The 11,711-nt window shown below is 58.1% G+C and carries 7 protein-coding genes; all 7 read right to left on the reverse strand.

Going from position 1 to position 11,711, the window contains the following annotated elements; genetic code table 11:
* The 7 genes from HG421_RS10805 to HG421_RS10835 all read right to left on the reverse strand — a co-directional run bounded on the left by HG421_RS10805 (position 1) and on the right by HG421_RS10835 (position 11,499).
* Positions 1 to 3,897 (reverse strand): pilus assembly protein, encoded by a 3,897-nt coding sequence (locus tag HG421_RS10805; protein ID WP_248279369.1) that lies wholly within the window; start codon positions 3,895 to 3,897, stop codon positions 1 to 3.
* A gap of 10 nt (positions 3,898 to 3,907) precedes the next feature.
* Positions 3,908 to 4,417, reverse strand: a complete 510-nt coding sequence (locus HG421_RS10810) for a pilus assembly PilX family protein (protein WP_169706378.1) — start codon at positions 4,415 to 4,417, stop codon at positions 3,908 to 3,910.
* A 3-nt stretch (positions 4,418 to 4,420) separates the two neighbouring features.
* Positions 4,421 to 5,587, reverse strand: coding sequence for a PilW family protein (locus HG421_RS10815; protein WP_169706379.1), 1,167 nt, complete (start codon positions 5,585 to 5,587; stop codon positions 4,421 to 4,423).
* Positions 5,584 to 6,063, reverse strand: coding sequence for a type IV pilus modification protein PilV (pilV, locus tag HG421_RS10820; protein ID WP_425533314.1), 480 nt, complete (start codon positions 6,061 to 6,063; stop codon positions 5,584 to 5,586). Before pilV ends, HG421_RS10815 begins: the two co-directional genes overlap by 4 nt.
* Positions 6,060 to 6,575 (reverse strand): GspH/FimT family pseudopilin, encoded by a 516-nt coding sequence (locus HG421_RS10825; protein ID WP_169706380.1) that lies wholly within the window; start codon positions 6,573 to 6,575, stop codon positions 6,060 to 6,062. Before HG421_RS10825 ends, pilV begins: the two co-directional genes overlap by 4 nt.
* 187 nt (positions 6,576 to 6,762) lie before the next feature.
* Complete coding sequence (gene ppnN, locus HG421_RS10830; protein WP_169706381.1) at positions 6,763 to 8,148, reverse strand: nucleotide 5'-monophosphate nucleosidase PpnN; 1,386 nt, start codon at positions 8,146 to 8,148, stop codon at positions 6,763 to 6,765.
* 105 nt (positions 8,149 to 8,253) lie between these two features.
* Positions 8,254 to 11,499 (reverse strand): TonB-dependent receptor, encoded by a 3,246-nt coding sequence (locus HG421_RS10835; protein ID WP_169706382.1) that lies wholly within the window; start codon positions 11,497 to 11,499, stop codon positions 8,254 to 8,256.
* Positions 11,500 to 11,711 lie beyond the last annotated feature (212 nt).

An 11,711-nucleotide genomic window follows, 5' to 3' on the forward strand; every position in this document is an offset into this window, starting at 1 on the left:
TCACTGAATCTGGCGCCAGGATTGGCGGCCACAAGGATAAGGAACATACATGGGCGTGGCACCCGCCACGTTGACGACCATCCAGCAACCTGAACCTGGCGGAACTGCTGGGGCGGCTGAGCCATCCTTTGGATTGACCTTGGGCTCAAGCCTGGGTACGACCGATACCCCCACATCCTTCACAGGGGCGTTTCCGCCTGTATTGAGTGAAATACCGGCAGAACCGCTGGCTAGCGTGGAACCACTGATCCCGCCCATTCGAACACCAGACAACGCGCCCACGCCGGTACGCGGATTCAGGCCAAATAGCCAGTTCACGCCATCGGTGCTGCAGCCGCTACTTGCAGCGAGCGGCGCATATGTAGGCATAAAGAGAATTCCCGAGACAAGCTCCGGATAACCTACGAATCGCTCGCCGGCGGGCAAATCCACATACCACCCAAGCGCTGTTGTCGGAGCAGTACCTACTTGCAAGCTGCGCGTCGCGCCGCCCGTAGCAGTCGTGACCGAATAGGGGGTCAGATTCGCCCTACTTAGGGTCGTGGCGATCACGCCATCCACCTGATCCGTAAAGCCGTACAGGCTTTGTATGTGTTGCGCGGAACTTGGCCGGCTGTCGTGCTCGAACGCAAAACTACCAGTACCAAACAGCACCAGGACCCCGCCATTTTCGCCAGAAGCGGCCTGCAGTCCACCTGTAATAGGCTGCCGGTAGGTAAGCCCACTTTCGGCATATGTTCCCGTAGTGAATGCAGGAACGGTTACCGAAGCTGCCGTCGACGTAAGATCGAACTTCCAGATCGCACCACGAAGATCGGCGGCATAAACCGTGTCTGCATAGCCATCCCGCGTACGAGCCGGCACACCGGACGGGTCGACTGTCAAATTGTCCACGCGATCCAGGACAATGATATTGCCCAGCCCGTTCCGGCCACTGATCGCGCTCCCCGGCTCCGTCGCCTCGATCATACGGACGACCGGGGTCGAAGACGTTCCGATATCCACTACGAACAAGACAGCTTTGCCGCTGGCGCTGTCATAGCCGTTACCGAAGATCGCTTTCCAGCTCACCGAGCCATTTGCAGCACGTACCGGGACAATGACCGGCTTGCCGAGCACATGCCCGATATTGGAACGCACCGCGGCATCACCGCTAAGATCGTTGATTTCCCAAAGTCGACTCCCGCTACCGAACGTACCCGGATTAGTGACATCCAGCGCAAACGCTCCGCGGCCACCGGCCCCGGTCGTACCAACCAGCGTCGTCTTCCAACTGTTGCTGTAGTAGGTATCTCCCACTGCCAACGGGCCATCGACGAAATAGCGATGATCGAACGAGGGGATAGTTCCCTTGACTGCCTGGTACGGCAGCAATAAATCGCCCATATGCCCATAGGATGTTGCAGGGATATAAGCAAAGCGTTCGCGGCCGCCAGTACCTGTCACCGTACCACTGCTATTAATTCCTCCATCGAAAGCATGTAACATTCCATCATTTGCACCGGCATATACCATGTACCCCCGACTAGCACGCTTGCTTTCCAAGTAAGTAGTGTAGGTCGCACCCAACGTTCCACTTAGAGCCCTGTATCCGTAATCGTCGGTAGGAGCACTGATCAGCGGCGCAGAGTTGATTATATCACCGAGCACGGTGCTGCGATCACGAAACCTGCCTTTCTGCTGAACTTCCCCACTTTGATCACCCAATAGATAGCTCGCCGCAGTCGCAGCGGTTGCCCCGAGATCGGTTAGGTGCTGTGCTGAACAGAGCGTTTGGCCGCGATAAAGCGTCTGAGAGAGCCCACAAAGGCCGTCGAGACTAATGGCCGTTCCTTCGAACTTTCGTACATTGCTGCCATCGTTAAAAAAAACATTGCGGGCATTAGGCGCGGGAATCTGCCCGGAAGCCTCCCACAGCTGAGTGAAGCGGGCTTCCCGTGTAGCGGGATCGACCGAGGCCTGGCTTGCTTTAAGCTTACTTGACCAATCGGTCCCGTTGTTCCTTATCTGATACTCAGGCGCGACCGACAAGGAACCCGTGCCGATTCGTGCCCCCGTCAGCGCCAATGTTCCGGAAGGCGAGCTGGGCGAACCAGCCGCGGACAGAACACGCTGCATTGCGGCCGTTACTTCTGCCGGACTTTTTGCATTGATGAATTGCCCTCGACCATTCACGGTGGCATGCCAAAGCTCATCAATTACCCGACCGTCGTCACCATCGTTTGGATCACCATTTGCATTCCAGTCGGGCGCGTTCGTATAGGGGTCGGCGGTAGCGGCCTGGTTGACTTCATAGATATTGCCTTGCGCACCAAGCGTGATTGCATAAAAATTCATATGCAAATCTTTCTGGCAGTCCAGCCGCTTCCAGTCTGGCGATTCCTTTGAGAGTGTTGCGCATTTTTCATCCACTGGCACCAAACCCGCTTGAAACCCCTGCCCGGATACCAACGGTGTCGACGCGCCCGAATAGTATGACGCCGCAATGTCGGCTATAGTGTTTGAGTAATTATCAGCAAAAGGCACGGAAGGAAAATTCATGGTGCCAACCGAATCCGCATTATCATACCCCGCAACTGCATCTGTACTATTCGTATAACCATCGGTAAACAACATGCCGCCGTTTTTTTGACATGCGCGCAACACCGGAGCACCATCCCCGACGCGCAAGAACTGCTTACCTAAGTAATCCACAGCCGTGCGATTCGGCGTTCCTCCAGAGGGCTTCAACTTATAAATCTTATCATATAGTGCGGCAATTTCGGAATCGACACCTACATCATACATGGTAACATTAGTGCGATTATTGATCGTAAAATAACCCACGCGCATTTTTTCAACAGTCGATAAAGCGCGCGTCTCCGATCCAATGACAGCAAGAATACGATTTCGATGGTATTGGAACCAGTTTGCGAAGTTCGTACTTGCTGCGTTATAGGCATTCACGTTGTTGTTATAATTACGCAAAGTAATTTGATAACGCCTCATATTGCAGCCGGGACCGCAGGCGTTTTGAATTACAGGCCGATTAGTATCATTGGCTAGATAATTCGCAGGAGCTGGAGCAGCTTCGGGCAAGTAGAAGGTAGCAGGCACATAGCCGATTTGCACTTGACAGTTCGCTGCAACAGTGACGGTCGAAGCCAATGTAGTCCAATTGCCGTTACTACTTGGCAGTCCATCATTATTCGCAAAACCTGAATTATTGAATGTATTGCACGATCGAGCAGACGATCGGTAACGGGTGCCTGCCGGTATCCTCATCCCAGTAAGAAACTGAAAGAATTCGTTATTAGCCTCACGATATGCAAGGTCGTACGTAGTGGAGTAACCAGTGGAGAAGTCATTGCCGTAGATAGAGGGGTCACGGGGATCGACCCGGGCCTCATTAAAATTAGCATTTGCCCAAAGAGTTGGGCCGCTTTGCCCTAATTTAGGGGGAAGTACCCAAGGATTGTAGACAACATCTGGATTGTAATAGCTCGCATTGTAGGTTGGCGATCGCGCAAACCCGAAGATGTCAAGCGGAGGAATCGCATCTCCCGGAGTATAAGCAGCGTTATAGCCACTATGCGGATATAAGTAGAGATAGCAATCCGCCGAGTTACTCGCGCATCCCTGAGCGGTATCAAAAAAAGTTCCGGCCGCACTGAAGAAACTGGTGCCATTCCAACGTAAACGACCGTCCCCCCCTCTAAAGATTCGTTCAAACGTCATCGAATTCGAGTCATCCACAGCCATAATAAAAGCAGGAGGAATCGAGTTCACATTATTTAGCGGGGCCTGCGCCAAAGCACCTTGACCTTGCGCGGCAATCAGGCTGTAGACGAAGTAGCCACCAGCTGCGGCAAGCACGATCGCGGAGACGACAGCGGTTCGGAAAATGCGAGGGGACATGCCGGCAGCCTCAGAGCTTGAAGATGGTGTCGATCGATGCCGATGACGAGGCATCCGTCGCGGCATCGTTGGAGAATGTAGTGATTTGGTACACAGGCGTCACAGGGTCAAGTGGGTCACCCATCGCAAGCGATCCTCCGCCGATGATGCACGAGTCGATGCGACGTACATTGACTGCCTCATTTACCGTCGTCGCCTTGCTGCGTCCCCATGCAACTGGGTCAAATGCAGCATCACAGTTTTGCTGAATATCGGTATCGACCAAAGGGGCGCCTGTTGGTGCACTCGTACGATTGGCAATGGCCTCGATGGCACGCTCGCTCCGACGCGTCACTCCCTCGGCATTCTGAAAGGCGATATTGGTCGCAAGGTAATTGGATGCCATTTTTTCCTGCATCCCTGCCACTTGCATCCCGGCGATGCCAATCAAGGCCAACAGGATCAGCATGATCAGGGCGACGTAGAGCACCGCGCCACGAGGGCGAGCGGACAAAGGTCGCATGCGGGCGTATGCATTCATGGGTCAGTTTCCGAACAGTCGGTTACGCAAGGCGATCGTGGACTCGTACGTCATCCTGTATCGCCCGTCAGTTTGAGCTGCTGGCGCAAAAGACACTCCTAATGCGCTTGGATAGCGCACCGCAGTCGTCGGTTTCTCAGCTGTGGAAGGTGAAGGACTACGGGCGAGAATGCCGACCTGGACCTGCCCCACTCGCCTCCATTGCCCAGCTGCAGCAGCATCTGCGCCAATGGAAACATCGCTTGCGATGGCTTGGGTGTTGATGTTGCCCAATGGTGGAGAGGTTGTGGACAGATTGGCGGTCTGATCGAGACCAAACAGCAACTGCATATTTTCGATACCTTCGACCAGCTCCTCTGGTGCTACGTAATCGTCAAGACCGTTCGAGCGCGCACGCATGAGCGCCGGCTCGCCCGTTGTTGCAGAGGTACCTACGTAGTACACAAGTGATTCGGCTCGGTAAATCAAAGCCTGGCCAGTCGGCCTTGCTGAGTAATTCGACAAATTGGTTCCGTTGGCAGTGACTTTGCCACTGGCATAGACACCCTTGAACACCGTTGCATGTGCGCAATCAGCGATTCCAAATACAGTGGGAGCGGCCTGGCCGCCCTCGGTCAAGCGTAGGCCACTAGTAGCATTGAAGTTGACCACGCTGTTACTACCCGACGTCAGCCCAGTGATCGGCACGCTCTCTGGCGCCAGGTAGCGCAACACAAGGATGTCGCTACCTCCGCGCGGGTTGAGCTTGGAAATCGATGCTGGCAGATTGGTTGGTACCGCCCAGTTGGCTCCGATCGTCAGGACACCGGTCGGTTTGGTATTGGGCGCTTCGTAGCCCTGCACGCTAACACTGAAATCCAGCGGATGGCCTGAGCCACTAGCAGCCCCGGTAGTTACTACCGGATCCCCCTCACCACGCACAAAGTGCGCTTGGTCATTGACGCAGCCAAAGTGCCCTGCCATGCGGATGTCGCGCTGTAGGAATTCCAACGCAAATCGCCCGTTCTCCTGCGCACGCGCACTTCCTTCTGCAAGCATCGATGCGGTACGGGATGCCGAGAAGACCTGAATCACTCCTAGCATCAACACCAGGCCGATCACCATGGCGATCATCATTTCGATCAAGCTGATACCGGCACTTGCAGCCTTGGACGGGGAGCGGGGAGTCATAGCTGAGACACCAAGGTGAAGGTTGTGAGCGCATTCGGGTTGCTTGCATCCCAGCGCTGATCCCCCCAGCTGATGCCCACGGTGACTTGGCCGTTGGTATTCAGCACTGTCGCACTGGCGCCCTCTCCCAATGCCTGTACTACCTGACACTTCCAGCGTGCGATGTTGGTTGTGATCGTGAGATCGGTTCCAAGCGGTCGGCTGCAACTGGCAACTGTGACAGTATTCGCGGAAAAGGTAGCCTCGGTATACCAGGCCGATTGGAAGCGATTGCTGCGCATCTGGTCCAGCAAGTCGTAAGCAAGGTTGGTGGCCTGAGTACGATAGTTGGCACTCTGCACGAACCGCACGTTAGCGGTCTGCAATAGTGCAAACCCAAGCAGACCAAACGCAAGAACGACGATGGCGATCAGCACTTCGAGCAAGCTGAAGCCATCGGACCGGGAGCGCGATACGAAGGATCGGGGAAGCATCATTGGCAGGCGCCTTTCTGGGAGGTGATCTGACCGGCGCCGTTGACGACCAACGTGCGGCGCAATGCCTGCCCATCACACATGGTTGGCTGCAACGTGATCTGCTGGTTGGTGGAAGCAAGCCTACGCCCCCTCCCATCGAACGCAATCGCAGTGCCGGACGGACCGGAATTGCTCAGCGACCGGTCTATCGAAACGAAACGCAGGACAGTGTCGCCACTCTTGAAAGCGCCATCTCCATCGGTATCCGCCCAAGCCAGCATTCCGCTCGCCCAATTATTGTCGCAGGCCGTTCCCGACGCGCTGCCGCAACCCCCCCCACCTCGGCGATTGCGTATCGCTTCGCTGCGGGCAAGAGACAGTAGCCCGATGGTCTCATTGGCACTGCTCGCGACGCGGTTGGAGCGAATCACTCCACGAAAGCTTGGAAACGCGATGGTAAGCAAAATCGCCAATACGGCGATCGCAATCATCAATTCGACAAGTGTGAAGCCGGTAAATCGGCGATGAGACATTGGACGCTCCCCAGCGTGACCTCCTTACCATGCATTGACCGACATCCCGGAAACAAGTGCCAAGGGGATGAACGGTCGTTCTGAGGGCGCCGACGTACCAACTAGGCGGTGCAACGTCCGCGACCCGCACCCAGCGCAGGGGTTTGCGCCGGCCTTTGCAGAGAGGGATCGCGGTACCGGGCAGCCTTCAGGTCACCACCCGATAACAAGGCCGGTAATCCCCCGAGATCTTCATCCGGCGCTGTTCGACGAAGCCACGCAGCAGCTCGTCCAGGGCCTGCATGATGTCCGGGTCGCCGTGGATCTCAAACGCGCCGAACTCCTCGATGCGGCGCATGCCATCTTCCTTGACGTTGCCGGCGACGATGCCGGAGAAGGCGCGGCGCAGGTCGGCCGCCAGGGCGGGCGCCGGGCGGCCGTGATGCAGGTCCAGGGCAGCCATGGCTCCGTGGCTGGGCACGAACGGCTGCTGGTACTCCAGCGGGATGTGCACCGACCAGTTGAAGTAATAGGAGTCCTTCTGGTCCTTGCGGTGCGCGCGCACCTCTTGGATGCCTTCGGCCATGCGGCGTGCCACGGCAACCGGGTCGCCGACGATGATCTCGTAACGGGAGGCAGCCGCATCGCCCAGGGTCAGGCGGATGAAGCGGTCGATCTGCTCGAAGTACGGTGCGGCGATGGTCGGGCCGGTCAGGATCAGCGGGAACGGCAGGCTGGCATTTTCCTCACGCAGCAGGATGCCGAGCAGGTACAGGATCTCTTCGGCCGTGCCGACGCCGCCTGGGAACACCAGGATGCCGTGACCGATGCGGACAAACGCCTCCAGGCGCTTTTCGATGTCCGGCATGATCACCAGATGATTGACGATCGGGTTTGGCGACTCCGCCGCGATGATGCCGGGCTCGGTCACGCCGATGTAGCGCGTGTGGTGCTTGCGCTGCTTGGCATGCGCAATGGTGGCGCCCTTCATCGGACCCTTCATCGCACCCGGGCCGCAGCCGGTGCAGATGTCCAGGCCACGCAGGCCGAGCTCGTAGCCGACCTGCTTGGTGTACAGATATTCGTCGCGCGAAATGGAATGCCCACCCCAGCACACGACCAGATTCGGGTCTGACGGCTGCAGGATGCGCGCGTTGCGCAGCTGGCCGAAGACGGCGTTGGTGATGCCTTCGCTGGTATCCAGATCGCCGCGCTGCGCTTCCAGTTCGATGGCCATGTAAGCCAGGTCGCGTACCACGGCGAACAGTAGCTCGGCCACGCCGCGAATGATCTCGCCATCCACGAATGCCATCGCCGGCGCGTTGATCAGATCGATGCGGATGCCGCGGTCCTGCTGGTTCACCTGGATGTCGAAATCCGGGTACAGATCGCGCGCAGCACGCGGGTCGTCCGAAGCACTACCGCTGGTGAGCACGGCCAGCGCGCAACGTCGCAACAGCTCGTGCATGCCGCCACTGGAGGCATCACGTAGCCGGGCCACTTCCGCCTTGGACAGCACGTCCAGGCCACCACGCGGGTAGATCCGCGCATCCACCACCGGCAGCGCCCGTGCTGCCGTACTGCTGAGTTCCATAACTTGCTCCTGTCGTCTGCGCAGGACTTTAGCGCACTCACCCGCCCAAAAGAAAACGGCCGGGAGAACCCGGCCGTTTTTGCAAGCTTCAACGCGCTAGCCAGCTTAGAACTGGTAGCGGAAGCCCAGCTGCAGCGCCCAGCGGGAGATGCCGCGATCGTCATAGACCGTGGATTGGTCCGGCGTATTGAAGCGGTACACGTACTTGCCAGTGGCCGCATCGACACCGCCGTATTCCACCACGCCACGCATGCCCGGGAAGCCATACTCCTCGACACGGCCCCACTTCTTGTTGAGCAGGTTGCCCACGTTCATGACGTCAAGCCAGAGGGAGGCCTTGTTGTCCTTGAAGAAACCCGGAATTTCCTGCTCGATATGCAGGTCGAACTGGTTGATCCAGGAGTTGCGCGCGCCATTACGCTCGGCCACCTGACCACGACGGGCGGCCAGATACTCGTTGCCTTCGATGTAGTTCCAGAACGCCTGTTCCTCTCGAGCGGTACCGAACAGCACATCGCCGCGGCCGGCCGGGATATACAACAGGTCGTTCAAGCGACCATCGCCATTGGCGTCGTTGTCGAACGCATAGCTATACGGGCGACCATTGCGACCTTGGTAGATCAGGCCCAACTTGGTTTCGTAGTCGCCGAAGAACGCATGCTTCCAGTTCAAGGTGCCGAGGATGCTGTTCTTCACTTCGTACGCGGCGGTCGAGGCGACGTTTTCGTTGGCCTGGAAAACTGCGTTGTTACCGAGCTGCGAGCCCGAGGTCGAACTGGTCAGGCCGCTGACTTCGTCGGCGTCGGTGTAGGTGTAGTACAGGCCCCACGACCAGTCGCCGCCATTGAAGGGCTTGTTCAGGCCGATGGTGAAGCTCTCGCTGCCGCCCTTATCGGTGGGGCGCGCAATGATGGCATCGTTGAAGCGCGGATCGCGCGAGCCGCGTGCATCGACTACGGATGCAGTGCCACGCACACAAGCAGCCGGGGCGCCTGCACCGGTCGGGTTACGGCCATCATCCAGCCAGCAGGCCGGGTTCAAGCCTGCAGCATTCCAGTACAGGTTACGACCATCCTGGCCCACGCGGCTGGTATTGCCCAGATTGAGCTGCTGGTAGTAGATCGCCTCGTTGACCTTGGTCACCACCGCCTCGGCAGATGCCACGATGCCGTACCAGGGCAGTTCGGTATCGAATGCCAGGTTGGCCTTCCACACCGACGGTTGACCCAGCTTGCTGTCGACGAAATCGACGGACTGCGTAGCGCCATTCAACGAACCATTACCGATCGGTTGGTTGTTGATGTCAGGCGTGAAACGAATGCCGTTGGTGTTCACCAGCGTCTGGCTGGAGAAGTTGTAATCGGTATACGCCAGGCCGGTGTTGGAGTACGGGTTCGAAAGCCACACGGTAGCCGCAGCACCCTGGAACAAGCCCACGCCGCCGCGCAGTTGGGTGGGGCGATCGCTGTCGAAGGTGTAGTTGAAACCGAAGCGCGGCTCGAACAATCCATTCCCGTCAATGGTCTGGTCGTTGCGGAAGCCGAACAGCGTCGATGCGGTTGCATTGTAGGCCGGGCTGTTCTTGACCATCGGCTCGTCATAACGCACACCGAACGTCAGCGTCAGGTTGTTGTTGACGGCCCAGGTGTCCTGCAGGAACACGCCGACATTGCGCATGCCCCAGTTGGCCGCGATGTCGTCGATGTTGCCGCTGTTGGAGCGCGAATAACGATAGTTCAGCGGGCGATTGGCGGCGTAGTCGGCAATCGAGTTGAACGTATAGGAACCGAAGACGCGCTGGCCGAACAGGTTGAACAGATCGTTGTCTTCGTAGTCGAAGCCGAACTTGACGGTGTGGTCGTTCAAGAACAACGTGCCCGCGAAGAAGGCATTCCAGGTTTCGGTACGCAGTTCGTTGGCCTGGGTGCTCTGCTCAGTCCCCAGGTTGACGGTGTTGTTACCGATCCGCACGGCAATGGCCGGCAGCTGCGAGGCAGCAGTACGCACAGCAGAGTAGTCGCGGTACGACACCTTGGCTTCGGTGGAGAACGTGTCGGTCCAATCGCTGAACAACTGCGCCGTGTAGGTCTTGAGGCTGAAATCGCGAACGTAGTGATACGAATTCAGCGACAATGCCTGATTGCCGAAGCCGTTGAGGTTGGCCGTGCTCTGTTCGCTCTCGCCGTATCGCACCGAGGCGCGGTGTTTATCAGAGATATTCCAGTCGAGCTTGAAGCCCTTCTCTTCCGAATCCGAATCCAGGGCCGGCAGCGCCAACGTTCCCGGATCGAACCCGTAGGTGTTGCGTGAGATGTCGATGATCTGATCGACCTGCGCCTGCTGGATCTGAACGATATTGCTCTCGCCCGAACCGATCGGACCGTAGCCGGAAGCGCCAGTGAAGACGCCCTTGCCCTTGTACTTCTCGTAGTTGGCGAAGAAGAAGAGCTTGTCCTTGATGACCGGGCCGCCCAGGGTCAGGCCGTAGGTGGTTTCGTTATCGAACAGCTGCGGACGAATGTCGTTCTGGTTCTTGCCCGACCAATCGTTCTCGCGGTAGGTGCCATACACAGAACCGTGAAATTCGTTGGTACCGGACTTGGTGACCGCATTGATCACGCCGCCGGTCGCACCGGTGATGGTGACGTCGTAGTTGGCAACGTCCACCGAGATCTCGTCGATGACGTCCATCGAGAACGGCTGACGCGGCGTCGGCAACCCATTGGATTCCAGGCCGAACGCATCGTTGGTGCTGATGCCGTCCACGCGGATCAGGTTGAAGCGCGGGTTCTGGCCGCCCACCGAGATCTCGTTACGTGCTTTGTCGGTCTGCGCCACGCGCGGATCCAAACGCACGTAGTCCTGCAGGTTACGGTTGATCGACGGCAGCGATTCGATCTGCTCGCGGGTCACGTTGGTGCCGGTGCCCATCTTGTTGGCGCTGAACAGCGCCGAGCCGTAATCGCCGCCGATGGCCTGCACCGCGCCCAGCGTGGTCACATCGCCGCCCAGGGAAGCATCGACGCTGTTGACCTGGTTGAGGTTCAGGTAAACCCCTTCTTCAGTCTTCGTGCCTTCACCCGACTTGGTGATGGTAATGGTGTACGGCCCACCCACACGCAGGCCGCGCGCGTTGTAACGTCCGCTGGCATCGCTGGTGGCGCGGCTGACCGTTCCGGACTCCACGTGGGTGATCGTGACTTCGGCATTCGGCACCGGCTGGCCGCCGCTGCTGGTGACCAAGCCAGCGACGCCGGCGGAGGTGCTCTGTGCGAACACGGGGGCGGCGGCGAGTGCGGCGACAAGACCAAGCGTGAGCTTGGACATGCGGAGACAACGGGGGTGGGTCATTTCGGTGGCCTCGATACAGGTTGGGCAGTGACAAAAGCGCAGTCAGCCCAACCGTTCCCGGGGTTGGGCTGCCGATGATCTGGGGTCCCTCGCCGCGCGGCTGGTTGCTGCCGCAACGGTTAACAACAGATTAACACGCTAAAGCCTGTTTGTGACGGCGGCGTGACAAAGTTCGCGCAGTGCAACATGAACTGCATATGCGGTTCCACAGA

This window comes from Xanthomonas campestris pv. badrii (assembly GCF_012848175.1).
GTDB lineage: Bacteria > Pseudomonadota > Gammaproteobacteria > Xanthomonadales > Xanthomonadaceae > Xanthomonas > Xanthomonas campestris_C.

What these genes read in the sequence shown, in the direction of transcription:
- ppnN (WP_169706381.1), bottom strand. Translation starts at nt 8,148, where the DNA reads ATGGAACTCAGCAGTACGGCAGCACGGGCGCTGCCGGTGGTGGATGCG.
- pilV (WP_425533314.1), bottom strand. Translation starts at nt 6,063, where the DNA reads ATGATGCTTCCCCGATCCTTCGTATCGCGCTCCCGGTCCGATGGCTTC.
- HG421_RS10835 (WP_169706382.1), bottom strand. Translation starts at nt 11,499, where the DNA reads ATGACCCACCCCCGTTGTCTCCGCATGTCCAAGCTCACGCTTGGTCTT.
- HG421_RS10805 (WP_248279369.1), bottom strand. Translation starts at nt 3,897, where the DNA reads ATGTCCCCTCGCATTTTCCGAACCGCTGTCGTCTCCGCGATCGTGCTT.
- HG421_RS10815 (WP_169706379.1), bottom strand. Translation starts at nt 5,587, where the DNA reads ATGACTCCCCGCTCCCCGTCCAAGGCTGCAAGTGCCGGTATCAGCTTG.
- HG421_RS10810 (WP_169706378.1), bottom strand. Translation starts at nt 4,417, where the DNA reads ATGAATGCATACGCCCGCATGCGACCTTTGTCCGCTCGCCCTCGTGGC.
- HG421_RS10825 (WP_169706380.1), bottom strand. Translation starts at nt 6,575, where the DNA reads ATGTCTCATCGCCGATTTACCGGCTTCACACTTGTCGAATTGATGATT.